The sequence below is a fragment of the Phreatobacter stygius genome (genome assembly GCF_005144885.1).
GTDB lineage: Bacteria > Pseudomonadota > Alphaproteobacteria > Rhizobiales > Phreatobacteraceae > Phreatobacter > Phreatobacter stygius.
Genome location: NZ_CP039690.1, coordinates 4,181,115 through 4,206,713, shown reverse-complemented (window position 1 = coordinate 4,206,713; position 25,599 = coordinate 4,181,115). Strand labels below are relative to the sequence as shown.

Sequence of the window (25,599 nt, the reverse complement as noted above, 5' to 3'; positions counted from 1 at the left end):
CCTTGACGAGTGTCCTATGGCCGCTTGAACGCGCAGCCGCCGGCTCATTGAGCGGGGAGAATGTGCGCACAGTTTCCTCCTGTCAACGACAAAGTGTGTACAATTATTCAGCGGCCATGATTACTCCCTCAGCAAAGGCCGACACTGGAAAGGCCCCTTCCCTTGACCGCCGCGCGCCTCCGGCTCAGAACGGCGGGAAACCAAGTGCACACAGATGGAGCAATCGAGGCTGATGGCCAAAGCCAGCCGCACAGACACCGGCCCGCGCGCCACCACTCGCTCCGGCAGCCTGGCCGAGCGCCTGCGCCAGGCCTTGCTCGACGGCCTGTTCGCGCCGGCGAGCCGCCTCAACGAAGTGCATCTGAGCCGGACCCTGTCGGTGTCGCGCACGCCCTTGCGCGCGGCGCTGCAGATGCTCGCCGGCGAGGGCCTGCTGCACTACACGCCGAACAAGGGTTTCACGGTTCCCGAGCAGTCGCTCTCCTCGATCGTCGACGCCTATGAAATGCGCGCTCTCGCCGAGGGCCTGGCCGCCCGTCTCGCCGCCGAACGAGGCCTGAGCGAGACGGCCCGGGCGGCGCTCGACGCTTCCTTGACCGCGGGCGATGCGGCGCTGGCCGACACTGCCGATCCATCAAAGCGCCGCGCGGCCTATGCCGATGCCAACGAGATCTTCCACGGCACCATTCACGAGGCCGCGGGATCGAGCCTGGTCAAGGACGTGGTGCGCCTCTGCCAGCGCGTGCCGCAGGCCTCCGCCCATAACATCGTCGCCTTCGACCTCGACGACATGCGCCAGCGCCACGCCCTGCATCACCGGATCTATGAGGCGATCATCTGCCGCGAGCCGCGCGAGGCCGAGGCGCTGATGCGCCAGCACGTGCTGTCGGTCAAACTCTCCATGGCGCGCGCCTTCGGCCGGCGCGGCCCGGCGGAGATGGCGACACCCGAGACCGAACGCGCCGCAGCCGATACGCTCGCCGCCGCCCTGCGCGAGCCCAGGGTCTGAGCGGCGGTGAGCGCCGGTTGCAGGGCAGCGAGGCCGGACGCGGGCCGGGCCATCAATGATCGACCGATGGCGAGACCTTGACGAGCAGGAGGCCGGCGAGCAGCACCGCCGTGGCGATCACATACAGAGCGAGGTTGGTGCTGTGCGTCGCGTCCCTGATCAGGCCAACCATGTAGGGGCTGACGAAGCCGGCGAGATTGCCGACCGAATTGATGATGGCAAGACCGCCGGCCGCCGCAAAGCCGCCGAGGAACGACGAAGGCAGCGACCAGAACAGGGCAAGCGCCGTGATCGTGCCCATGGTGGCGAAGGTCAGGCAGGTGATGGCGATGCCGGTATGGGTCGAGAAGGCGGCCGATCCGACAAGGCCGACGACGCCGAGGAGAATGGGCAGCGCGACATGCAGCCGGCGCTTGCCGGTCGCATCGGCCGAGCGCCCCATGGCGACCATGAACAGCGCGGCCGCGAGGTAGGGAATGGCGGTCACCAGGCCAACCATCGTGTCGGAGCCAAAACCCGAACCCTTGACGATCGTCGGCAGCCAGAAGGCGACCCCGTAGACGCCCATCTGGATGCCGAAATAGATCAGCGAGAGCAACCAGATACGCGGGTCGGTGGCCGCCGCCATGGCCGAATGAGAATCCTGGCGCTGCGCCTCGGCGGCGAGGTCCTGTTCGATGCAATCGATCTCGGGGCGGGTGAGCCATGCCGCCTGCGCCGGACGGTCGGTGAGCACGAAGAACAGAACGACGCCTAGCGCGCATGACGGCAAGGCCTCGACCACGAACAGCCATTGCCAGGCCGCGAAGCCCTGGACCCCTTGAAAGGTATCGAGAATGAGCCCGGAAAGCGGGCTGCCGATCAAGCCGGAGACCGGGATCGCCGCCATGAACATCGACACGATCCGGCCACGCCGCTCGGCCGGGTACCAGTAGGTCAGGTAGAGAATGATGCCGGGGAAGAAGCCGGCTTCGGCGACGCCGAGCAGGAACCGCAGGATGTAGAACATCGCCGGCGTGGTGACGAAGGCCATGGCGGCCGAAATCAGGCCCCAGCTGACCATGATGCGCGCGATCCAGCGGCGGGCGCCGACCCGGTGCATGACCAGATTGCTCGGCACCTCGAAGAAAAAATAGCCGAGAAAGAAGATGCCGGCGCCAAGGCCATAGACCGCCTCGCTGAACTGCAGGTCGGCCAGCATGTGCAGCTTCGCGAAACCGACATTGACGCGGTCGAGATAGGCGAAAAAATAGCAGACGAACAGGAAAGGCAGGATGCGGAGCGTGGCCTTGCGGTAGCCGCTCGATCGGACCGCGTCGACTTCGGACGTATCGGCGATCGCGATCGCACTGTGAAATGCCATGGTGGTCTCCTCCCGATGATTTGCCTTTTCTCAGTTTTTTGGCGCGGTCTCGGCCCCCACCGCGCGGGCGCGTCATTCGGCGACCGCTATCGGCAGCGCCTTGAGATTGTTGGTGATTGTTCGCCCCCGAGGCCGTTGCGACAGGGGCGGGCTGGCGGCCGAGCCGGCATCACGCGCGATGCTGGCCTCTTGCGGCGATATCGGCCTGCCGCGGCCCGACCTCGGCTGCCGGTTCAGCCTGTGGTCACGACAGCCCGCAGCCGGCTGGCGGCTGGCCGACCTCGTGGTTGGCGAGCAGTTCCAGCACGCGCACCATTGCCGAATGGTCCCAGGCGCCGCCACCGCGCGCGGCCGCAGCGTTGAACAGCTGCTGGCAGGTCGCGGTGTTCGGCAGCGTGATCTGAAGGGCTCGCGCGCCTTCGAGCGCCAGATTGAGATCCTTCTGATGGAGTTCGATCCGAAAGCCGGGGTCGAACTTCCGTTCGATCATCCGCTCACCGTGGAGTTCGAGAATCCGCGACGCCGCGAACCCGCCCATCAGCGCCTGGCGGACCCGAGCGGCATCGGCGCCCGCCTTGGACGCGAACAGAAGCGCCTCGCCGACGGCCTCGATCGTCAGGGCGACGATGATCTGGTTGGCGACCTTGGTGGTTTGCCCATCGCCATTGCCACCGACCAGGGTGACGTTCTTGCCGAGGCGCTCGAACAGCGGACGTACCGTGTCGAACGCGGCCTGCGGACCACCGACCATGATGGTGAGGCTTGCCGCCCTGGCGCCGACCTCGCCGCCGGATACCGGCGCATCGAGATAGTCGCAGCCGAGCCGATTGACCCGTGCTGCGAACCCCTTGGTCGCGAGCGGCGAGATCGAGCTCATATCGATCACGATCTTGCCCGGCGAAAGCCCGGCTGCGACGCCGTTCGGGCCGAACAGCGCCGTCTCGACATGGGGCGTGTCGGGCACCATGACGATCACCACATCGGCGCGACGGGCAGCGTCTTCCGCGCTTGCCGCCGGTTTCGCCCCGCGCTCCAGCAGGTCGGCCGGGAGCGCGGCAATATCGAAGGCCCAAAGCTCATGCCCGGCGTCGAGAAGATGGCCGGCCATGGGACGCCCCATGATGCCGAGCCCGATGAAGGCGATCTTCATGGGATCCCCCGCACCGTCTAGAGGCGAGCGCTGGGGCGCGTGCCGGACGCCATGCCGACCGCCACCACGATCTCGTCGGCCAGCGGCGCATCCGGAATGAAGATCGGGATGGTGTGATAATAGTTCTGGTTCTTGGCGTCGTCCTTGTGTGCCATCGGCAATTCCAGCGTCACGCCCGCCGGCGCGACCTTCTGGTTGCCGACCATCCAGGCCGATCCATTGATCGCGCGACGGCACGGATCGCCGAACAGGACGGTGTGGATCACGGCGTTGGCATGTTCGTACTCGCCGGCCAGACCAACGGCCGCCGCCTTGCCGAAAGCCTGCACCTGATCGCCGCCGCCCATGATGGCGACGGCCTGGCCTGCCAGGATCTCGCCAAGCTGCGGCGCGACCTCGGCCACTATCGGCTTGAGGTCCTGGACAAACCCCATGCCCGCCCAGGGGTTCTTGATCACCGCGGCGACGATGACATGCCTGAAGGGCCGGGCGAGCGGGCGCTGGTCGATCAGGATCTCTTCCTGAAACGCACAGATCTTGCGAATTGTCAGTGGCATGGCCGTCTCTCCCGTCGCTGCGTCTCATTTGTTGTCCTTGATAGTGGACAAATCGTCCACTCATGTCAACACATCTGGAAGACGCGATCTGGCCAGCGGTGGACGAAGCGCCTAGACTCTCCACGCCTGCCCGCGCTTTCGCCGGGCCAAGAGGTGCGGCAATGACCAACCAGCTGGGAATGCGGGCGAAGGAACTGCGGGACGCCCGGCGCTGGTCGTTGCGCGAGGCCGCCGAAAGGACCGGCGTCAGCAAGTCGATGCTGTCGAAGATCGAACGCGGCGTGACGTCGCCGACCGCCACGGTTCTCGGCCGCCTGGCCGAAGGCCTGGGCATCAGCATCTCGCAGCTGGTCGGCGGAGACCGGCAGCAGGGCGACGTCATTCTCGCGCCGCTTGGCGAGCAGCCGGTCTTTCGGGTGCCGACCACCGGATTTGAGCGACGGTCCCTGTCACCTCTCGCCCACAATGGCGGCAGCGTCGACTTCGTCGCCAACACCTTGCCACCGTTGCAGAGCTCGGGGACCTTTCCGCCTCACCGCCCCGGCGTCGAGGAAACGCTTGTTGTTGCCTCCGGGCGCCTAAGGCTCCATCTGGCCGACACGCAATACGACCTCGCCGCGGGCGATGCGGTCTTCTATCGCGCCCAGGTGCCGCATCGGTTCGACAATCCATCGGACCAGGACACGGCGGTTTTTTACATTGTCGTCAACAATGCCGGTCGTGGCTGACCCGCCTTCTTGCACTTAGTGGACAATGGACTCTATAGTGGACAATCGGTCTGGCGACCTCACGGCGATGCCAGGCTTAGGGTTGGCCAGAGGACAGCATGCAAATCCTCATCCTGGGCGCCGGTGGCATCGGCGGTTATTTTGGCGGGCGCCTGGCGGCGGCCAGCACCGATGTCACGTTCCTGGTCCGACGCCGCCGCGCCGTCGAACTGGCACGCGACGGGCTGGTGATCCGCAGCCCGTGCGGCGACCTGCGGATGCCGGTGAAAGCCGTCGAACGGGCCACGCGGCCGTTCGACCTCGTCGTGCTGGCCTGCAAGGCCTATGACCTCGAGGCGGCAGATGAAGCGGTTGCACCCGCTGTCGGTCCGAAGACGGTCATTCTTCCGCTCCTCAACGGCCTGCGCCACCTCGCCTTTCTCGATGCCCGGTTTGCCTCGTCGCAGGTTCTCGGCGGGCTTTGCCATATCGGCGTCACGGTCAACCAGGCTGGTGAAATCGAACATCTGAACGAGCTTCACGAGCTCACCCTCGGGGCGCGCGCAGAGGCGCAGGCAGGCGCCGCCGACGCGATCCATGCCGCCCTGGCGCGTGGCGGCGTTGGACCGCGGAACAGCGCGACGATCTCGCAGGACATGTGGGAGAAGTTCGTGTTTCTGGCGAGCTATGCCGGGATCACCTGCTGCATGCGCGCGCCCATCGGCGCCGTTGCCAGGACCGACGACGGCGCCGCCCTCACCATTGCGCTTCTGGAGGAATGCGCGGCGGTCGCCGGCGCCGCCGGCTTCCGGCCCCGCCCCGATTTCATGGCCCGCGCGCGGGCAAGCCTCACCGACAGATCGTCCAACGGCACCTCGTCCATGCTGCGCGACATATGGCGCGGCGCCCCGACCGAACACGACCATATCCTCGGCGACCTGCTTTCCAGAGCCGCGGAGTTCGGGCTCGCGACACCGATCCTCCGCATCGTCCGCGCCCATCTGCAAGCTTACGCGGCGACGCCGGCCATTTCACACGTGGCGCCGTCGTACAGCTGAACCTGCGAGCTGCCCATGTCCTTGCCGACCGCCGTTGCCATCCGCCATGTCGCCTTCGAGGACCTCGGAAGCCTCGCGCTTCCGATCGAGCGGGCCGGCTACAAGATCCACTATTACGACGTCGGCCTGCAGGATCTCTGGACGCTGGATCCGATCAAGACCGAGCTTCTGGTCGTGCTCGGTGGCCCGATCGGCGCCTATCAGGACGAGCAATACCCGTTTCTGAAGGACGAGATCGGAATTCTCCAGGAGCGGCTCGCGGCGGGCCGTCCGACCCTCGGCCTCGGCCTCGGCGCGCAGCTCATGGCACGGGCGCTGGGCGCACGGGTCTACCCGGCGCCGCAAAAGGAGATCGGCTGGTCACCCATCATGCTGAGCGAGGCCGGCCGGCCGAGCGCGATCCGTCACCTCGGCGATGCGCCCGTCCTGCATTGGCATGGCGACACTTTCGACCTGCCGCCGGAATGCGAGCTCATCGCATCGACCGGGATCTGCCGGAACCAGGGCTTCATGAAGGGGCCGAACATCCTGGGGCTGCAGTTCCATCCGGAGGCTGTGCATGCTGGTTTCGAACGGTGGCTGGTTGGCCACGCCAGCGAGTTGTCGCAGGCCGAGATCGACCCGAAGGCGCTCAGAGCTCAGGCAGCGCGACACGCGGCCGGCCTCCAGGTCCGTGCGCGCGACATGATGGACGAGTGGCTGCAGGGCCTCGGGTGAGACCGGCGTCTGCTGGTTGGACGATGGCAGGTTCAGGCCGTCGGTCGGTTCGTTTCAAACCTTGCCGGATATTGCGTCCGGTTGCGGCGCTCTGGGCCAGCTGACCGGAAACGCTAGTCGAGAAGAGCCAGCAAATATTGGCCATATGCGCTTTTCGACAGGGCCTGGCCAAGCTCGGCGAACTGATCCCTGGTGATATAGCCGAGCTGGTAGGCGATCTCCTCAGGGCAGGAAATGCGGAAGCCCTGGCGCTTCTCCAGGGCGCGGACGAATTCGCTGGCCTCGAGCAGGCTGTCCGGCGTCCCGGTGTCGAGCCAGGCAAAGCCGCGGCCAAGGCGCTCGACACGCAAATCGCCGCGCGCCAGATAGGCGCTGTTGATGTCGGTGATCTCCAGTTCGCCCCGCGCCGAAGGCCTGATCGACCGGGCGATATCGACGACTTCGGCGTCGTAGAAATAGAGCCCGGTGACCGCCCAGTTCGACTTCGGCTTGATCGGCTTTTCCTCGATCGACAAGGCCGTCCCGGCCGCATCGAACGCCACCACGCCATAACGTTCGGGATCGGTGACATGGTAGGCGAAAACCGTGGCGCCCGTCGTTCGCTTCGCGGCGTCGGTCAGGATGATCGGCAGGCCATGGCCGTAATAGATGTTGTCGCCAAGGATCAGGGCCGAGGGACTGTCCTTGACGAAATCGGCGCCGATGAGGAAAGCCTGCGCCAGGCCCTCCGGCCGCGGCTGCTCGGCATAGGACAGATCGAGGCCCCAGCGGTGGCCGTCGCCGAGCAGGCGCCTGAACGCCGGCAGATCCTGTGGCGTCGAAATGATCAGGATCTCGCGGATGCCGGCAAGCATGAGCGTGGTCAAGGGATAATAGACCATCGGCTTGTCGTAGACCGGCAGGAGCTGTTTCGACGACACCATGGTCATGGGGTGCAGGCGCGTGCCGCTGCCGCCGGCGAGAATGATACCCTTCAATTCACTGCTCCGATCGTCTGGCCAGCTGGTGTTCCCGCGAGGATTCGCGGCACGCAACGTGCGACCGCGTCAGGGACGTGCGGCAGGGAAATTCCGAAGAGTTCCGCGACCTTGCCGCAGTCCAGCCGCGAATTCAGCGGGCGGCGGGCCGGCCTCGGGTAGTCGCTGGTCGAAATGGCGCTGACCGGCACCGATGGCCCACCGTGGCGCGCCGAGACGGCGAAGATCTCGCGGGCAAAACCGCACCAGCTCATCGCGGGCGATGCGGCGAGATGGCAGACGCCGGCAAAAGCATCTTGCCAACCCTCGCGGCCAAGCCTCGCGGCGATCGTCAGGAGCGCGTCGGCAACGTCCGACCCATAACTCGGCATTCCCCATTGATCGTCGACAACCCGCAGCGCCGGCTGCTCCGCGCCGAGCCGGAGCATGGATTTCGCGAAGTTCGAACCGAAGGTCGAATAGAGCCATGAGGTGCGGATGATGAGGTGCCGGGCATTGACCCGCGCCACCGCCCGCTCGCCGGCGAGTTTCGACCGTCCATAGACATTCACGGGATTGACCGGATCGCCTTCGCGATAGGGTCTTTGGCTCGTGCCATCGAAGACGTAGTCGGTCGACAGATGCAGCACCGGCAGATCCAGCCGTGCCGCGGCCGCGGCCACGGCGGCGGCTCCGTCGCGGTTGACCGCGAAGGCAAGCCCGGCATTGGTCTCCGCGTCGTCGACCGCGGTATAGGCCGCGGGATTGATCACCAGATCGGGCGCCCGGCGCTCGAACAGGCCGGCCAGGTCGTCCGATCGCGTCAGATCCAGGTCCGGGCGCCCAAGCGTGACGATCTCGATGCCGGCATGGGCCGGCGCACGCTCGGTCAACGACCGCGCCACCTGCCCTTCCCTGCCGATCACCACGATACGCATGACATCAAGCCTTCAGCGCTGCACCAGGCCGAGCCGTTCGCCGGCATAGGCGTCACGCCGCAACGGCTCCCACCAGTCGCGCCGATCCAGATACCAGCGCACCGTCTTGGCAAGGCCGGTCTCGAAGGTCTCCTGGGCGCGCCAGCCCAGCTCGGCCTCGATCTTCGACGCGTCGATGGCATATCTGTGGTCGTGCCCGGGCCGGTCCTCGACAAAAGCGATCAGATCGGCATGCGGAAACCGCTTCGGCGTGAGCTCGTCCAGGATCGCGCAAACCTGCGTGACGACATCGATGTTCCGGCGCTCGCTGCGCCCCCCGATATTGTATCTCTCGCCGAGGCGGCCGCGCGTCAGGATCTGCACCAGGGCGCGCGCGTGATCGTCGACGTAGAGCCAGTCCCGCACGTTCAACCCCGCCCCGTAGACCGGCAGGGGCTTGGCCTCGATGGCATTCAAGATCGTCAGCGGGATGAGCTTTTCCGGGAAGTGATAGGGCCCGTAATTGTTCGAGCAATTCGACACGATCACCGGCAGGCCATAGGTGCGATGCCAGGCCATGGCCAAATGGTCGGATGCCGCCTTGCTGGCCGAATAGGGCGAGCTCGGGTCGTAAGGCATCGCCTCGGTGAACAGCCCGGCAGCACCCAGCGAGCCATAGACCTCGTCGGTCGAGACATGCAGAAAGCGGAACTGCGCGCGCTTGTCCGACGGCGCCTTGTCCAGAAACGCCCGCACGGCCTCGAGCAATGTGAACGTGCCGACAATATTGCTCTTGACGAAGGCGCCGGCCGCCGAGATCGACCGGTCGACATGGCTCTCGGCCGCCAGATGCATGACCGCGTCAGGTGCATAGCTGCGGAACAGCCGATCCAGGCCGTCGCGGTCGCAAATGTCGAGCCGCTCGAAGGCGTAGAGCGGATCGTCCGCAACCGGCTCCAGGGACGCAAGGTTCGCCGCATAGCTCAGGTTGTCGACATTGACGACGCCGATACCGAGATCCTTGATCAGGTGCCGACAGACCGCCGATCCGATGAAGCCGGCACCACCGGTGACGAGGACGCGCATTCCCGAAACCCCTCAAGGTCTGGCCGATGGACCGCTATAGCTGAACACATCGCCGAGTTCGGCAAGGCACGGATGGGTCCGGTCTCTGGCCGACAGGATTGGTTGATGATCCCCGGTCGGCCAGCCGATCCCGAGCGCCGGATCATCAAAGGCCAAACCCGCATCACAGTCCGGGGCGTAGTAGTCGGTTACCTTGTAACTGATCTCGGTATCGGTCTCGAGCGTGCAATAGCCATGGGCAAATCCCGCGGGAATCCATATCTGCAAGCCGTTTTCCGCCGAGATCTCGGCCGAGACATGTTTGCCATAGGTCGGCGATCCCGAGCGAATGTCGACCGCGACATCAAGGATGCGCCCGCGGGTGCAGCGCACCAGCTTGCCCTGGGCGTGCGGCGGCCGTTGAAAGTGCAGGCCGCGAATGACGCCCTTGTCACGCGACAAGGCATGATTGTCCTGAACGAAGGTGACGTCGGCAACGGCCGAGCGAAACAGGCGATCGACAAAGGCCTCGGAGAAATAGCCCCTGGCATCGGCCAGCCGCCGCGGCCTGATGACGCCCACATCCGGAATGGCCAGCCACTGAACCTCCATCGACGACCTCATTCCTGATGCCTGCGCCGCCAGCGTGGAACGGCAAGATGCGCGCGCGCTGTGGTATACCTCAAGCCCTGGCCTCAAACGTGCGCACGGATGAGGGCAACTCCGGGCCGGCCGAACGATGCCGGACTGCGAGAGCGGCCTCGAGAGCGTCGGCGATCGCGCCCTCGTTCAAGGTCGTGCGCGCCCAAGCGAGGGCGGCTTGCGACGTATCCTGCCACAATGCCTGATCGTCATAGAGCGCTTCGAGCTTCTTCAGGAAGTCGGCATCATCCTCGGCCACCAGGGTGTGCGCGAGAGCGGCGGGAAGCGGAATGCCCTCCGCGGCGATCGGGCTCATCAGGCAGGGCAGCCCATGCGCAAGCGACAGGAGCACCTTGCCCTTGATGCCGGCGCCGAAGCGCAGCGGCGCCACCATCAGCCGTTTCTGATCCAGATATCCGGCGATGTCCTTCACATAGCCGACAAGCTTCACATGAGGCGGCACGGGACGGAGCTCGAGCAGGTCGCTGTGGGACCCGACAATGTCGAACCCGCCGTGCCGGATCGCTTCCGCCGCGCCGGGCCAGATCGCCTGGCAGAAATGGTTCACCGCGTCGATGTTCGGGGCATGGCGGAAACTGCCGAGGAAACAAACCCCCTGGCGACGATCGAAGGCGATCTCCGGCTCGCGGCCCGCGACATCCCACAAGACGACGGCGACACGCGCGGCCGGCACATGTTTGGCCAGATAGTCGCGTTCCCAATCGGAATGGGTGATGGTGACATCGGCCGCGCGAACGCTGGCCAGTTCCTCCTCGCGCATCGTCTTGACCGCGAGTTCGTCGCCCGGCTCGGCTGCGGCCGCGTGAGAACGCTCGGTCCTGATGTGGTGAAGATCGGCGACGCTGAACAGCACCCGTGCGCCCGGATTGGCTGTCCTGGCCAGTTCCAGCACCTGCTTGGCGACATGGTAGCGATGGACATAGACGACATCGAACTGATTGCGCCGGGATTGCAGGAACTGGTCGATATTGTCGATGCCGTCATGGGCTTCGATGCCGCGGGCACGCAGCAGGCGGGCGCGCAGCTCCTCGGTCTTGGATCGCTGGGTCGCCAGGAATTCGACATGGTAGCCGAGCCGCCGGAAGGCACGCACGTGGCTGAAAACGGCCGCCGATCCCGCGTCTTCGTCAGGGGACGGAAAATGTTCGTCGAGAAACAGGGCGGCACGGGCCGCCCCGTCATCGCGGGCTTCGCCGACCTTGGGCAAGGCCTGGTTCCAGCGACCGAGGAATCGCGAGCGTCCGCGGCTCTTCGACGACAGGCCAACGAGCGGGCCGGCCAGCACGGCGTCGGACGCGCCTTGGACCAGGACCTTGCCGCCCGCCGCCCGCAAGGCGAAACTCAGGTTGGACATGGTATAATCGAACAACATGTCGGCGGCTTCGAAGCCGCCGTGTTCGGCAAATGTCTGGCGGTCGATCATCAACGCATTGAGCGCCACGTCATCGGCCTCCCGCAGGATCCGGAAGCGCATCAGCGCCGCGTCCATGCCCTGGCCGATGGGTGATTTGTTGCCGAGCGGATCGATCGACAGGCCGCTGGCGCGCAGCCGCCGATCGGCATCGATCAGTCGCGGAGCGACCAGGCTCGCCGGTCCCTCCCGCTCGAGCGTATCGAGCAGGATCTGCAAGGCATCCGGCCCGAGTTCACGCAGACCGGTCGCGAAGAACAGGGTCGTTCCGCGCGCTGTCCGCGCACCATCGGCGTAGGCCGCCATGATGCCGCCCGGCTTGGCGATCCGCACCACGCGCGCGCCGCCGCGCACCAGGAATGGCAGGAGCGTCGTTTCGACCGCGCCGGTATTGTCGACCAGAACGATCTCGAAGGCACAGCTCTTCGAGGTCTGAACGATCGATCGGATGAGCGCGTAATCGTCGCCCAGCCTGCCGCTCGAGGCGATGATGATCGAGACGCGCGGCGCGGCGTGAACCGGGACATGGATCGGTTTCAAGCCGGTCGCCAACTGCTCGGCGGAACGGCGGAGCCGGTCCGGCAAGGTCGACAGATCGATGTCGCCGAGCGCGGTGCTTCGGTTCAGCGTATCGAACTTGTCGATTGCCGTCAGGACCCGGGCCATCAGATTGGTCGATAGGCCGAGCAGGGGCTCCAATTGCTCAGGCGTCTCGGCCGCCGCGATGGTGGCGTCCACCTGCGCGTCGATCCATTGGGCAAAGGCTTCATCGAAGGCCGGGTCGGCCCGGTACAGATATTTCGGCGAGCCACCGATATCGAGACCGGTGTCGGCAAAACGCACGCTGATGCGATGGACCGGCATCGGGAACAGCGACGTGGGCAATTGAAGCCAAAAGCCATAACGGCCATCGCCGAGGCCGGCGCCGGCAAGGTCGGTTCGCATCTTGTCGGCGACAAACCGCGCGACACGCTGCTCGCCATCGTAAAGTTCGAGAATGAGGCGCCGCTCGGTGTCGCTGTCGTCGCGCGCCCAGCCCGAGATCCGTTCGGTCCCGACATAATCGAGATGACCTGTCAGCATGACGTGTCCAAGCTGGTTTCCCGGCGGCTCATGCGACAATCGACGCTGCCCGGCCCAGCCCGTTGATCGAGCCGGGAGAGGACCACGCCGCGACCCGGCCACCGGCGCGCGTGAGGCGCGACGATCAAGCCGTCACCTTTCGCGCATGCCGGCCGTCCACCGATCCAGGATCGGCCGGAGCAGATAGTTCATCACGGTCCGCTCACCGGTCGGAATGATGACATCGGCGACCATGCCGGCGCTGAGACGCCGCGATATCGACTCCGGGATGGTCGACTTGTCGACAATGACCTCGGCCGCAAAATAGGGGTCCTTCACGCCGTCATCCATGATCCGGTCGCGCGACAGGGCCCTGACCTCGCCGCGGACGATCTGGGTGCCGACATAGTGGAATGCCGGAAATTTCACCTCGGCATGCATGCCCTCGCTGACCCGGTCGGCATCGTTGGGTTGCACGCGTGCCCTGACGACCAGCACGTCGCCCGCGGGCACGACGTCGAGGATCGGATCGCCCGGCCGGACGACGCCGCCCGCCGTGAAGATCCTGAGCTGCTGAACGGTCCCGTCGATCGGCGCGCGGATGTCGGTGCGCCTTTGGCTGTCGGCGCTCAGCAGGATCTGCTGGCGGGTGTCGCTGAGCTGTCGGCGGACGTCGGCGAGCTGGCCCGAGGTTTCCTCGCGATGTGCGCGCATGACCTGTTGGCGGCGCAAATCGGATTCCGACAGGCGCTCCTTGAGCTTGGCGGTCTGAATGACACCGGTCGAGATGGTGCCGAGAAGCCGCAGCCGCTCGCGTTCCATCGGCGCGATACGGGTCGTGGGAACAAGCTGGCGCGCGAACAAGGGTCTCAGCTGCGCCAGTTCGGCGTCGACCTGTTCCAGCGTGGCGCGCGCCGTCTCCGTCTCCGAGGTGACCTGTTCCATCTCGCGGCGGGCCTGCTCCATCTGAGCCTCGGCAATCTGGACATTGCCGGAAAGCGCACGCCGGCGGCTCTCGAACAGCCGCCTCTGATCCTCGATCACCGGCTTCACGGCCGCGTCGTTCTGCCTGGCCAGGACATCCGGCGGGAACTCGAAGCTATCCTTGCCTTCGAACTCAGCCAGCAACCGCGCCTCCTGGGCACCGAAGATCGCGAGCTGATTGCCGAACAGGTCGCCCTGGGCCGAGACGCGCGTCGGGTCGAGCTTCAGCAGGACCTGCCCCGCCTTCACCCGGTCGCCATCGCGCACCAGGATGTCCTGGACGATGCCGCCTTCCAGATGCTGAACGGTCCTGCGATAGGACTCGCTCGCGACCACGCCATTGGCGATCGCCGCGCCGTCGAGCCGTGCGAAGCTCGCCCACAGCGCGAAGCTGCCGAACGCGCCGATCACAATGGCGTAACCGATGCGGACGGAGCGCCGCCAATCGGTCGATGGACGCATCTCCGCGTCGGCAGGGGTCTGTCCGAGATCAATGATGGACATGGTCGCCTTCCGTGACATCACGCAGCAGTCGAGCCCGACTGGCTGCTTGCGCTGTTCTGTTGGCCGATCTGCCGAACAGGCTGCCCCAGCGAGAGACGGCTCACGACCGCGTCTCGGGGGCCAAAAGCATGAACCGTACCGCTGTTCATCACCAGGACATGGTCGCAGTAGCTCAGCATGTTCAAACGATGCGTCACGAGAATGACGATCGCGCCGCGATCGCGCAGGATCTCCAGCGTCTCCGCCAGACCTTTCTCGCCGATCGCATCGAGATTGGAATTCGGCTCGTCGAGAACGACGAGCTGAGGATCGCCGTAGACGGCGCGCGCCAGCGCCACGCGCTGCCGCTGTCCTCCAGACAGGGTATGGCCATTCGGGCCGATCTTGGTGTTGAGCCCGTCCGGCAGTTTCGACACGATGTCCTGGATGCCGGCGATCTTCACCGCCTCGATGATCTTCCGGTCCGTCTCGCCGCCGAGCGGATCGAAGCGCGCAATGTTCTCCGCGAGCGTTCCGGGCAAGAGCACGACGTCCTGGGGAACATAGCCGATATGACGGCCGAGCTGGTCCTGATCCCAGTGGGTCAGGTCATGTCCGTCGAGCGTTATCGTGCCTTTCCTGACACTCCACGCGCCGACGAGGACCTTTGCCAATGACGATTTGCCGGCCCCACTCGATCCCACGACCGCGGTGATCGACCCCGGGTTCACGACAAACGAGACATCGGTCAGGATGATATTGTCCCGGTCCGACGGGGTCGCGACAATGCGCGACACCTGCAGCGGACCGTCCGGCACCGGCAGCGTGACCTTGACCCGGGACGGCCCCGCCTCACGGAGCAGGCGATCGATCCGGTCGATCGACATCTGGGCGCTCCAGAAGCTCCGCCAGTTGTTCGCGATGGCGTCGACCGGCTGGATCGCCCGACCGACGACCATGACGGCTGCAAAGACAACGCCAGGGCCAACCTGTTCGGCGAGGAACAGCAGGACCCCGACGCAGAGCATGATCGGCGTATAGAGGTGCCGGATATATTTGAGCAATGATGAGGGCAGCGTGGCCCGGTGGGTCGCGGCCTCCTGCCAGCCGAGCGCGCCGCGCACCTGATCGCGCCAGCGGCCGGTGAGCGAAGGCATCATGCCCATGGCACGCGATGCCTCCGACGAGGCCATCACCGACCGGGCAAATTCATTGGCACGGGTCGAGGCCGTCAGCGACCGCTTGATCTCGTGACGCGCCGCGCGTTGCGTCCAGAACGACAAGCCGACGACGACGACGCTCAAGGCCAGCAGCGCCGCGCCCATGACGGGGTGGAACAGGAAAACGGCCAGAATGATCAGCGGAACGAAACACAGGTCCATGAACTGGACCGGCAGGCTGCCGGAGACAAAGTCTCTGATAATGTTGAGATCCTGGATCACCATCGTCCGGGCGTCGGCGCTGAGGACCTTGGTTTGCCTGTTCACCGCGTCGAAAGCGCGCGTGCTGATGCTCTCGTCCAGCGAGTTTGCCATCTCGCCGAGGACGCGTGTGCGGATGTGCTCAAGCGCCGTCCAGATGACCGTCAGGGCAGCGACGATCATGGTCAGGAACAGCAAAGTCGACATGTTGCGACTCTGCATCACCCGTTCGAACACCTGGTACATGTAGATCGAAGGGATCAGAAAAAGAATCGTGATGATAGAGCTGAAGAAAAATAGCGCAGCAATCGCCGAGCGAAACTTTGGCAGTTCCTGCCTCAGGAAATGATCATCAGATAAAAAACTCAAGCGATCTGATCCTTAACTCACGAGCGGGATGCGACGTCGTGGCCAAGTGGGCTCTTATGATCGCGCCAAATGCGATCAAGAGCTACCACACGCCCCTGCCCCGATCAAACACCGGGTGCGTTTCGGGACTTCTGCCGGAAGAATGAGGCCAAGATTGGGGCGACGGTCTTAAAGAGTTGCCTGAAAATGTCCGCAGATTTGAACTGCAGGGCTCCGTCGCGGCAACCAAAACGGTGTGGATGCTGGATTCCTCGGGCCAGAAGCAAGCCGCGAAAGGCGCAGCATCATGGGTCGCAAGAAGGTCCCGGAATGCTGCCTTGCGGCTCGAAATTGCCGGGAGCCTGCGGTCGACGCGGCTTTTCCAACGATCGTCCTCGCCCATCCGGACGTCGCCGCGCCGGCGGTCGAAAGCCGACCCGGCCGACCGGCTGTCAACCCCTTTCGGAGGCCGATCCGGTGACCGGGATCGGCCTTCTCCGCCAGCCTTGGATGGACAACCTTCGCTGCAGTGCCATAATGCGGGCACTGGAAATGTTGTCCTGCGGTCGGGTCGGCCTTTACAAATCCGACACGCAGCGATGAGAAAAGCAGCAGGGTCGAATGGGCATAAAAACTCCACAGAGTTTTCAGCCAATCGTGTTTTTTGCCGTCACAAGCAAACCCTGACGCCCCTCGAACGGCCACTTCTGGCGTGTTCCCAAGGAATAGAGCTAATGGACCGACTGAATTCCCGTTGGCTTAGACAATACGAAGCCATCGACTTATTGCGAGAATTTCGCAACAAAGAAGTTCTTTATCTTCCCAACTCGGGGAATGCCGGCGACTCACTGATTTCGACTGCGACGATGCAATTCTTTCGCCGACTAAATATATCTTACCAGGCGATCACTCTCGACGCGAATGTCGACGGTAAAACCGTCATTCTCGGTGGCGGGGGGAATTTCATTCCGCTCTACGCGACGATCAAGAATGCGTTTCTGCGGTTCGCCGGCCGGGCCAAGAGAATAGTCCTTCTGCCGCACACCATCCGCGGCAACGAGGACGTCATCTCCGACCTTCCCGCCGATGTCCTGCTGATCTGCCGGGAGATCCCGAGCTACGATCACGTGATCAGCGTCAACCCGAAATGCGAGACCGCATTGGCGCATGACATGGCCTTTCACCTTGATCCCGACGAATTGCTGGTGAACGATCCGGATGCCGATGAATTCCAGAAGGTCTTCTTGACCAAGCTCGCAGATGCGGGCGTCACGCCGTCGGCATTTTCGAAACGGGCCGAAATGCGATTTTTCCGCACGGATGGCGAATCCACCGGCAAACATGGATCGAGCGACCTGGACATATCGTCGCTGTTCGAGTTCGGGGTCTGGCCGCGCAATTCGGAGAAGTCGTCCTGGTGCTTTCTGGAGGCGATCCGGATTTCGCAAGCCGTCGCCACGGATCGTCTGCATGTCGGCATCGGCTCGGCGATGCTGGGCAAGCCGTGCAAGCTCCACGACAACTCATACGGGAAAAACCGGGAGGTGTTCCGGCACAGCCTGCGCCGGTGGAGTTCGGTCTCTTTTGTTGAATGATTGGAGAGACTGATGTCTGTCCACTGCATCATGATTCTCGCCCACCGCGCGCCCCGGCTGTTCAAGCGGCTCAGCGATCGCCTGGCGAAAGATTTCACCGTCATCGCGCATCTGGATGCGTCCGCTGACCGTCAGGAATTCGCCGGCTCCGCCGATGTCTTCCTGCTGCCCCAGTCGCATCGCATCCGCTGGGGCTCCTACGCCATGATCGCGGCGGCGCTGGACATGCTCAAGCACGGCCTGACCATCGAGAAGGCGGAAACCTTCACGCTGATTTCCGGCGACACCTATCCGGTGTGCTCGCCGCGGAAGCTCGCCGAAATTCTCGATCAGCGAGTCGACTGCATCGATTCCGATCTCGTGGCGCCAAGCTCGGAAACCGCCCAGCGCATCAAGAACACCTATCTGCCCGACACCCAGATCGGCGAGCTTCGGCCGGGCATGCACTTCCTGCATCGTTATCTCGACAGCGACATCACCGGCCTGGTGGCCGATGCCGAGCGCTCCCGGTTGGCCCGACCGCAGTTTCTGGCCGACTACCGCTACGCCAAGGGCGCGCAATGGTGGTCGCTGACGCGCGGGACGGTCGAGAAGATCATGGCCCTCGTCGATGAGGATCCGAGGCTTGTCGAAGCCCTGCGCTTCTCGGCCATTCCCGACGAGGCCTTCTTTCAGACGGCGATCGCCAAGCTCGGGCTGCATGAGGCGATCCGGCCCAGCCTGGTCTTCGCCAAGTGGGATACGGTCCCGGCCCCGCACACCTTCGAACGGGTGGAAGACATCGAATTTCTGAAAGGCCAGAAGCGTCCGTTCGCCCGCAAATTCAGCGAAGCGTCGGACGGCTTGATTCAAAGGATTGAGGAGGAACTTTGGTAGTCAGACTTCTTCTCGTTTTCGCATTCGTTTTTTGCTTTTTTGCCGCCCCAAGGCCTGTCGCGGCCGAGCAGGGGCTGGTCGTCGGCGTCAACCGGGTGAACCTGAACGGGCTGCCGCGGGCCGAACGAGAGAAAATCATTCGGCAAATGGTCAGCAACGGCGTCCGGGTCGCGCGGCTGAACATCGTCCGGCCGACGGCCGACGGGATCGAGACGCTCCGGATCGCGCGCGAAAACGGGCTCGGCGTGATGCTGAACGTCGGCATCCTCGCGCCCGACTATATGCGCGCCGAGGCAACCCTTCGGCCGGCGGCGCGGCGGTTCACCGCGCGCCCGCGGCTTTCCGAAGTCGACCTTGCCAGGTTCGAAGAGCGCTTCTCCTGGCTTTGGCAGGAGATCGAGAAGACCGGCGTCTCGCTCGTCGCCATCGAGTTCAGCAATGAATTGAACTGGGCCGACTTCAACGGCGATCTCGCCGTCGGGGAACGCGGCACGGTCTATGACGGCGGGTCGATCGCCCGCATGCCCGGGCTTCAGGGCTTCGAACGCGGCCTCGACAACTATATCGCAATCCTCAAGGTCGCACGCCGGCTGCGCGACGCAAGCACGGTTTTCCGCACTGTCCCGATCATCTCCGCCGGCACCGCCGACATCCCCGCCGAATGGGCGGGTCGTTCGGGCGGCGATGCCGTCGAGGCGTCGGTCTTCCTCGCCGCACTCAGGCGCCGCGGGCTGTTCGACCTGATCGACGGCGTCGGTCTCCATCTCTATCCGGCCGGCGACAGGTGGCAATCGCAGGTCCGGCGGCAAATGGAGGTCTGCGGCGACGCAAGAGCCGCCCAGGCGCCGTGCTGGATTACCGAATGGGGTGTGCCCAACACCGATGCCACATGCCCGTCAAACGACCAGGCGCGGGCCGAACGTATCAGGGCGATCGAGGCGGAGTTTCTGGCCTATTCCAATTCGGGGCGCGTCAAGGCCCTGATTTATTACGACTGGGACAGCGACAGACGGTTCAGCATCTGGCGCTGCGATCAACTCACACCGTCGGGCAAGATCGTGCTGGACTAAGGCGGCAGGCGATCGAAGGGGCGCCTCACCGCGGCAATCCGACCCTGGCCTCGGCCCGGACAATGGCTGCGGCGGTTGAGGCGGTTGCCGGTTTGGCGTATCCCTGAGGTCAAAGATCCACACGTGTTAGGGATGGAAACTTGGACGGCGTAACCGAGACGACACGATGCGTTCTCCACGTGGGCTGCGGTGCTCCGGGCATCGAGCGCCTTCACCCGGTGTTCCGAGCCGCGGGCCGGTGGCAAGAGGTGCGCCTCGACGTCGATCCACGCGTCGCGCCCGATATCGTCTGCTCGACCACCGATATGCAGCGCGCCGTCCAGGACGCCAGCTTCGATGCCTTGTGGTCGTCGCACAATATCGAACACCTCTACGACCACGAGGTGACCCTGGCGTTCGCCGAATTCCGCCGCGTACTGAAGCGCTCCGGTTTCGCCCTGATCCGCTGCCCCGATCTGCAGGCGATCATCGAGGCCGCCCGCACGGATGGCCTCGAGTCCGTGGCCTATGTAGCGCCCGCAGGCCCCGTGACCCCGCTCGACATGCTCTACGGGTTCCGTCCGTCGATCGCGCGCGGCAACGAATTCATGGCGCACAAGACCGGCTTTACCGACCTCAGGCTCGGCCGGTTGCTGATCGAGGCAGGCTTCGCCGAAGTGAGAACCAAACGCGCCCTGTTCGACCTCTGGGCCGTCGCCATTGTCGATCCCGGCCGGACCGACAGCGTCCTGGCGCAGCTCTCCACCAGCGGGATCGAATTCGACGGGGCATGATCGCATTGGAGGCCGTGCATGTCCGCTAGCTCGCGCGCCTCCTTTTCAGGCATCAGCGGACAGGCAACCCTGGCGCCGGCCGACTTGCTCGCGCTGGTCCGGGACGCATTCAGGCGGGCGGATTACCGAACCGCCTGGCTCCTCAGCGACAAGCTGGCGCGGTCCGGCGGCGGAGCCGATCCGCTCCCCTTCGTGCTCCGCGCATCGGCGCTGGCGCGCCTGGGGCGGGCCGAGCTGAGCCAGCGCGATCTCGAGCGGGCCGCCTTCATCGATCCGTTCGACCGGCTCACCAATGACGCCATTGTGGCATCCGGCGAGCCGGCGCAACGCAACAAGGCCTTTCGCCGGTCGATCGACGCAGCCGATCGGGCGCCGCCCGGTGCCGTGCTCAACGGCCTGGCGCGGCTGGGCAAATCGATCCTCGTGCGATGCGACGCCGACGACAGCGGTTTCTCGATTTCCGGGCTCTCGCACCATCCGGTATCGGTTTCCCTCATCGGCCGGTCCGAACAGGCCGAGTTCGCGCTTGAACTGCAAGTCGATGAGCCGGCTCATGATCAACATTCGTTCTCGGGCGTGCAACATGTCCCGTGGCGTGGCGAACAGGCTGCCGTTTCGCTGAGTTGCGGCAACGACCTGGTCTTCGTCCATCCGCCGACGGTTCATCGCCCCAACACCGCGACCTTCCGGACCAGGCCCTCGGATGCGGCCCCGGGGCCATCCGATCCCGGACTGCTGGTGGTCGTCCCGGTCTATGATGATTTCGAGGCGACGCGCGCCTGCTTCGAGTCACTGCTGGCGAACCTGCCGGTCGCGGACCCGGTCCGGATCATCGCGGTCGACGACACGACCCCGGATCGGCGAATTGCCGATCTGCTCGACGACCTCGCCGGATCAGGCCGGATCGAACTGATCAGGAACGTCATCAATCTGGGCTTCGCGGCAAGCGTCAATCGGGCACTCGACGCCCGGCGGGCATCGGAAGACGTGCTGTTGCTCAACGCCGATACGATCGTTCCGCCGCGGGCGATCGCCAGGCTCCGTGACATCGCCGAGGCCAACGCCCGGATCGGCACCGTCACGCCGCTCTCGAACAATGGCGAGGATACCAGCGTCCCCTGCCGGTTCCGCTCGAGCCCGCTTGGATCGAATGCGGATGTCGCCCGACTGAACGAGCTCGCCTGGCAGGCCAATCGGCGCGCCACGATTACGATGCCGAACGGCGTCGGCTTTTGCATGCTGATCAGCGCGCGGCTGCTCGCCCATCAGCCGGAACTGCCGACCGCCTTCGGCCGGGGCTATTTCGAGGATGTCGCCTATTGCCTGGCGGCGCAGCGGCTCGGCTTCGACAATGTCTGCGCTGCCGGCGTCTATGTCGGCCATAGCGGCTCCCGCTCGTTCCTCGACGACAAGCGCTCGCTGGTGCGGCGCAATCTCGACCGGCTCAAGCAGCAGTTCCCGGATTACGAAGCCGCAACGGACCGGTTTTTCCGGACCGACCCGCTCGCCCGCTTCGCCGCGCGCCTGGAAGAGGCCTGGCTCCGCCAGCGCTCACCTTTCACGCTCGTCCTGTCGTCGGCCGAGCCGGATCGCCAGATCACCGCTCTGGTCACCGCTGGCCTCGGCCGGGCTGCCGCCGACGTGGTGTTTGCCCGGCTCGAGGCCTCGGCCGATGGCCCCCTCCTGTCCATCCGCGGCGCCGATCGGCACATGCCGCAGAACCTGGCCGTGCCGATCGCCAGCGATCACGCCGATCCCCTGGCGCGGCTGCTTTTCGAACGGGCCGCTTCGACCCTGGTCATCGATCCGCATCGCCTGCCGCCGGTCGCCATGGAGCTGATCCGGCGAACCGCCGGAGACAAGGCCGCCCTGTTCCTCAGCCATGCCAGCGACACGACACTGCCGGCAGCGTGGGCGGATCGGTTCAGCCGGCGCTACGTGACGACCGGGCGGCTGGCAGCCCATTTCCAGCGGATCGGTGTCGACGTCGCGCTGATCGGCGATCCGTCTCGCCACGCCCCCGCCCCGCGGCGCGTGGCCCGCACCGACATGCTGTACGTGCTGACCGAGCCGGCCGGCGAACCCGTCGAGAACCTGGTTCGGACGATCGGCGGCCGTCTCGCCGCCATGACGGGGGCCGCGCCCTTCACGATCGCCGTGCTTGCCGAACCAAGACCTGAGCGCGCAGACCAGCATGTCGCGTGGTCAGGTCCGATGGAACGCGCCGAGCTCCCCGATTGGCTCGCACTCGCCGGTCAAGGCCCTTGCCTCTTCGCATCGCGGCGATATGGCGTTTCCGACGAGCGCATCGACCTCTGGTCGGCGGCGGGAATACCCGTGGCGTATTTCGACCCGGACATCGAACAGCTTGGCAATGACGGATCACGGCTGGCGCTGCCCGCCGGCATGACCGACGGCGATGCCGCGGCAGCCTTGATCCGCTGGATGGCCGGCCTAGCCCATCCCACCGGCGCGCTGGGCCTCGTCCGGCGGCAACAGGCCGATCGTGTCGAGAACGGTGTTTGACAGAACATATTCCTGGAGCAGCCCGACATGGGCCGGCCAGATGACGCTCTCGAAATCATAATGCTTGCGAACCGTTTCGGCAGCCGCTGATCGCATCTGGGCGTAGCGCTGGGGATTGCCGAGCGCCTCGACGACGGCCGCAGCGATCTCGTCAATGCCGAAGAAGGGCACCAGGACGCCATTGACCCCGTCCTGGATGATTTCGGTCACCGGCGGCGTATCCGATCCGATGATCAGGCAGCCCAGCGCCATCGCCTCCAGCATCGACCAGGACAACACGAAAGGATAGGTCAGATAGACATGGGCGGACGAGACCTTCAGCAGCCGAAGGTATTTCTCGTAAGGCAGATGACCGAGGAAATGGACGCGGCTCAGATCGAGCTCGGCGCCGACTTCGGCAACCATCGCCTGGCGCCAGTTGGCATGCGCTTCCGGCTTGATCCCGTAGGAAATATTGTCCTGGCCGACAATGCAGATCCGGGCTTTCGGCCGTGCCCGCAGGATCGCCGGCAAGGCGCGCATGAAGATGTGAAAACCGCGATAGGGCTCGAGGCTGCGGGCAACGAAGGTGACGATCTCGTCGCCTGGCCTGACCGCCTCGCCATTGATCTGGGTGATGCCCTGCGCACCCAGCGTGGTCAGGCGCGCGACATCGAGCCCGTCATGGACAACATGGATCTTCGGGTGGAACTCCTTGGGGAATACGGTGCGCTGCCAATGGGTCGGCGCGATCGACAGGTCGGCATCGACGAGCGACAGCAGCGTCGCGGCATTGCGCAGCGAAATGCGCACCTCGCCGTCGACGCCGAACGAGGGGAATTCCTTGTCGAAACCGACATCGGCGCCGAACGGCCAATAATAGAATTCCGAGTAGGAGCAGATCGTCGCGCCCGGAAACAGCGAGCGCAGCGGCAGCGACTCGCCCCACCCCGGATGGACATAGATGAGCTTGGGGTGAAAGCCGGACACCTTGAGCGCATTGGCCGCATAGATCACCTGCTCGCCGCGCCGGGCCTCGATTTCGAAGCGGCGGGCGAATGCGTGAACCGAGCTGAGCTCGCGGCCCGAAAAATTGTACTTCTGCAATTCGACGCCGGGCATGCCCGGGGCCGCCGACATGCCGATCGCCTTGACCCGGATGTTCGGATAGGACGCGAATTTCTTGGCGATATGGCGGAACTGCGCAGGGAAATTGTTGTGAACGAACAGAATGTCGATGTCGTTCATGATGAGCCCGGGGTGCTGCGCACATAATCGTCAAATGAGAACAACGGACTGTCGTCAAGCCCGACCGGCTGATCGAGCGGGTCGACGACGCCATGCTCGTAGAGCTTCTGCCTGACACCGCCGACGGTGGCCGCGAACAGATTGTCGGCGCTCTTCAGCGTATCCCGGTTCAGCCAGCGGCGCGAAAAGGTGACGGCGGTCGCCAGTTCGAGCGGGCAGCAGGCATCGGATGTCAGCGCCATCAGGCGATGGGACGACAGGGCCAGCATTCCATCAAGGCTTATCGTGTGAAGCTGGCCAAACGGGCCCGGAGGCAGGTTGGCCAGCGGCACCAGGAGATCGGCTGCCATCAGCACCTTGGCCGCATTGCGCAATCGCGCGCCACTTCTGGCCAGCCGGTCGATCATCGAGAGGATCGCCGCGTAGGACTGGGTCGGTCCGCCCTTGTGGCCGAAAATGGCCTGGCGCAGCTTCGGGTCGGCTCCCTGTTCCGCCAGCGCCGGACAGATCTCGACGGCGTCGGCGGTCATCGCGGCGCCGTTTCTGAACGGCAGGCTGCGCAAGGCCAGCGGGGCATAGGGCGGCCGCCAGCGTCCATCCTCGGTCAGCAGCCGATGCGCGACAAGCTGCGCGTGCAATATGGCGACCGCACGCGGGCCGCTCTCATGCATTTCGATGGCGATCGGGCAGAAGTGCGAGAGCGCCAGGAATTCGGTATCGGCGACCGGCAGCACCCCGAGCCGATCGAGCCAGGGAAAACTGACAAGCCGGTGCCAGCTCGACAGCCCGGCATGCTTCAACGGAACGAAGCGCAACTCGTCGGACTGGCTGGCGGCGGTCGTCATGGCAGTTCGACGGCCGCCGCGCGCGGCTCGGACGCGGCCTCGAACGCTTTCTGAACATCGCGGCGGGCCGCCGTCAGCAGCGCGCTCATGCGAAACAGCGAGAGCCTGTGTCCGGCCACCAGCAAGGCCGCCTCGACGCCGTGTTCGACGATCAGCGCATGAAATGCCGGATCGTCGAGCCTGGCGGTCGCCACGATCAGAAGCTTGTCGAAGCTCGCCCGTTTGTCGTGCCCCAGATCCAGATCGATGGCCCATGGTTCGAGCATGCCGTTGTCGAACAGGGCGCGCGAGAACGAGGTCGTCTTCGGCAGCCCGCTTGCCACGTTGATCGCGATCTTCGCGCGCATGAGCGCGGCCGGCGTGAACTTGCCCTCGGCGGTCAGCAGGGGCGCACCAATATCGGTCGGAGTGTCCGAGATCGTGCGGTCGGCAAGCACCTGCCGTTGCTCGATGCTTTCGCGATTGGGCACCACCAATGGAAAGGCCTGAAAGACGAAAGGCAGGCACTCCTCGCGAAAGCTCGCGTCGCCCGGATAGCCCCGCCCGCCCGGAAGCAAGCTGCGGAAGACGACAAGCACCGGCTCGTCGCCATCGTCCAGGGCCCAGCAGACCGGGAACCAGCGCGCGAGATCCTGCGCCTCGGCCAGGACGATCGGAGCGAGCTGAGCCTCCCGGACAATCTTGTAGGCCTGGTGCGCGAAGATCCGGTGATGACCCCAGGTCGCATCGACTGGCGTCGGCGTCTCGTAAAGGTTGTGCAGAATCGACATCGATCAGCCTGCACCAAAGTCAGCAGTCATAGACTGTACCAATAAA

22 protein-coding genes are annotated in these 25,599 nt (G+C 65.0%); 9 read left to right on the top strand and 13 right to left on the bottom strand.

The features are described from left to right. Positions 1-232 precede the first annotated feature (232 nt). Positions 233-1,009, top strand: a complete 777-nt coding sequence (locus E8M01_RS19760) for a GntR family transcriptional regulator (RefSeq protein ID WP_170181979.1) — start codon at positions 233-235, stop codon at positions 1,007-1,009. Positions 1,010-1,061: 52 nt separating this feature from the next. Here the strand turns inward: E8M01_RS19760 and E8M01_RS19755 are convergent, their stop codons facing one another. From E8M01_RS19755 to E8M01_RS19745, 3 genes are all read right to left on the bottom strand, one after another. Next, positions 1,062-2,372, bottom strand: coding sequence for an MFS transporter (locus tag E8M01_RS19755; protein WP_136961695.1), 1,311 nt, complete (start codon positions 2,370-2,372; stop codon positions 1,062-1,064). 244 nt (positions 2,373-2,616) lie between these two features. Beyond that, the gene (locus E8M01_RS19750) at positions 2,617-3,522 is read right to left on the bottom strand and encodes a 2-hydroxy-3-oxopropionate reductase (RefSeq protein WP_136961694.1); all 906 of its coding nucleotides are present in this window, start codon (positions 3,520-3,522) and stop codon (positions 2,617-2,619) included. Between the two features lie 17 nt (positions 3,523-3,539). Further along, positions 3,540-4,079, bottom strand: a complete 540-nt coding sequence (locus tag E8M01_RS19745) for an amino acid synthesis family protein (RefSeq protein WP_136961693.1) — start codon at positions 4,077-4,079, stop codon at positions 3,540-3,542. 62 nt (positions 4,080-4,141) lie between these two features. Between E8M01_RS19745 and E8M01_RS19740 the strand changes: the two genes are divergently transcribed. The 3 genes from E8M01_RS19740 (at position 4,142) to E8M01_RS19730 (ending at position 6,561) form a co-directional block, all read left to right on the top strand. Continuing rightward, on the top strand, positions 4,142-4,807 hold the full coding sequence (locus E8M01_RS19740; RefSeq protein ID WP_246088365.1) for a helix-turn-helix domain-containing protein: 666 nt from the start codon (positions 4,142-4,144) through the stop codon (positions 4,805-4,807). 98 nt (positions 4,808-4,905) lie between these two features. Further along, positions 4,906-5,844, top strand: coding sequence for a ketopantoate reductase family protein (locus E8M01_RS19735; RefSeq protein WP_136961692.1), 939 nt, complete (start codon positions 4,906-4,908; stop codon positions 5,842-5,844). A 15-nt stretch (positions 5,845-5,859) separates the two neighbouring features. Further along, positions 5,860-6,561 carry a glutamine amidotransferase gene (locus E8M01_RS19730; RefSeq protein ID WP_136961691.1) on the top strand — a complete coding sequence of 234 codons (702 nt, stop codon included), beginning with the start codon at positions 5,860-5,862 and terminating at the stop codon, positions 6,559-6,561. A gap of 113 nt (positions 6,562-6,674) precedes the next feature. On the opposite strand, the gene rfbA is transcribed toward E8M01_RS19730, so the two are convergent. From rfbA to E8M01_RS19695, 7 genes are all read right to left on the bottom strand, one after another. Then, complete coding sequence (rfbA, locus tag E8M01_RS19725; protein WP_136961690.1) at positions 6,675-7,538, bottom strand: glucose-1-phosphate thymidylyltransferase RfbA; 864 nt, start codon at positions 7,536-7,538, stop codon at positions 6,675-6,677. Then, positions 7,535-8,455 carry a dTDP-4-dehydrorhamnose reductase gene (gene rfbD / locus E8M01_RS19720; protein WP_136961689.1) on the bottom strand — a complete coding sequence of 307 codons (921 nt, stop codon included), beginning with the start codon at positions 8,453-8,455 and terminating at the stop codon, positions 7,535-7,537. The genes rfbA and rfbD overlap by 4 nt, the downstream gene beginning before the upstream one ends. 12 nt (positions 8,456-8,467) lie before the next feature. Further along, positions 8,468-9,520: a dTDP-glucose 4,6-dehydratase gene (gene rfbB / locus E8M01_RS19715; protein ID WP_136961688.1), complete on the bottom strand. Its 1,053-nt coding sequence runs from the start codon at positions 9,518-9,520 to the stop codon at positions 8,468-8,470. A 12-nt stretch (positions 9,521-9,532) separates the two neighbouring features. Next, complete coding sequence (rfbC, locus tag E8M01_RS19710; RefSeq protein WP_136964727.1) at positions 9,533-10,111, bottom strand: dTDP-4-dehydrorhamnose 3,5-epimerase; 579 nt, start codon at positions 10,109-10,111, stop codon at positions 9,533-9,535. Between the two features lie 70 nt (positions 10,112-10,181). Next, positions 10,182-12,656: a glycosyltransferase gene (locus tag E8M01_RS19705; protein ID WP_136961687.1), complete on the bottom strand. Its 2,475-nt coding sequence runs from the start codon at positions 12,654-12,656 to the stop codon at positions 10,182-10,184. A gap of 132 nt (positions 12,657-12,788) precedes the next feature. Then, positions 12,789-14,123: an HlyD family type I secretion periplasmic adaptor subunit gene (locus E8M01_RS19700; RefSeq protein WP_170181978.1), complete on the bottom strand. Its 1,335-nt coding sequence runs from the start codon at positions 14,121-14,123 to the stop codon at positions 12,789-12,791. A gap of 17 nt (positions 14,124-14,140) precedes the next feature. Continuing rightward, on the bottom strand, positions 14,141-15,892 hold the full coding sequence (locus tag E8M01_RS19695) for a type I secretion system permease/ATPase (protein WP_136961685.1): 1,752 nt from the start codon (positions 15,890-15,892) through the stop codon (positions 14,141-14,143). A gap of 713 nt (positions 15,893-16,605) precedes the next feature. Here E8M01_RS19695 and E8M01_RS35110 point away from each other — a divergent pair. The 5 genes from E8M01_RS35110 to E8M01_RS19670 all read left to right on the top strand — a co-directional run bounded on the left by E8M01_RS35110 (position 16,606) and on the right by E8M01_RS19670 (position 22,711). After that, on the top strand, positions 16,606-17,466 hold the full coding sequence (locus E8M01_RS35110; protein ID WP_170181977.1) for a polysaccharide pyruvyl transferase family protein: 861 nt from the start codon (positions 16,606-16,608) through the stop codon (positions 17,464-17,466). A gap of 12 nt (positions 17,467-17,478) precedes the next feature. Beyond that, complete coding sequence (locus tag E8M01_RS19685) at positions 17,479-18,342, top strand: beta-1,6-N-acetylglucosaminyltransferase (RefSeq protein WP_136961683.1); 864 nt, start codon at positions 17,479-17,481, stop codon at positions 18,340-18,342. A gap of 146 nt (positions 18,343-18,488) precedes the next feature. Beyond that, entirely contained in the window at positions 18,489-19,412 is a 924-nt protein-coding gene (locus E8M01_RS19680; RefSeq protein WP_136961682.1) for a hypothetical protein, read from the top strand. Positions 19,413-19,591: 179 nt separating this feature from the next. Beyond that, positions 19,592-20,185, top strand: a complete 594-nt coding sequence (locus E8M01_RS19675; protein ID WP_342778714.1) for a class I SAM-dependent methyltransferase — start codon at positions 19,592-19,594, stop codon at positions 20,183-20,185. Between the two features lie 18 nt (positions 20,186-20,203). After that, positions 20,204-22,711 (top strand): glycosyltransferase family 2 protein, encoded by a 2,508-nt coding sequence (locus E8M01_RS19670; protein WP_136961680.1) that lies wholly within the window; start codon positions 20,204-20,206, stop codon positions 22,709-22,711. Here the strand turns inward: E8M01_RS19670 and E8M01_RS19665 are convergent. Genes E8M01_RS19665 through E8M01_RS19655 form a run of 3 tightly spaced genes read right to left on the bottom strand, consistent with a single transcriptional unit; the run spans position 22,640 to position 25,553 of the window. Beyond that, on the bottom strand, positions 22,640-23,938 hold the full coding sequence (locus E8M01_RS19665; protein WP_246088364.1) for a glycosyltransferase: 1,299 nt from the start codon (positions 23,936-23,938) through the stop codon (positions 22,640-22,642). The genes E8M01_RS19670 and E8M01_RS19665 overlap by 72 nt on opposite strands. Beyond that, positions 23,935-24,783, bottom strand: coding sequence for a SapC family protein (locus E8M01_RS19660; protein WP_170181976.1), 849 nt, complete (start codon positions 24,781-24,783; stop codon positions 23,935-23,937). The genes E8M01_RS19665 and E8M01_RS19660 overlap by 4 nt, the downstream gene beginning before the upstream one ends. Further along, a complete protein-coding gene (locus E8M01_RS19655; protein ID WP_136961678.1) occupies positions 24,780-25,553 on the bottom strand; it encodes a SapC family protein in 774 nt (257 codons plus the stop codon). The genes E8M01_RS19660 and E8M01_RS19655 overlap by 4 nt, the downstream gene beginning before the upstream one ends. Positions 25,554-25,599: the final 46 nt, after the last annotated feature.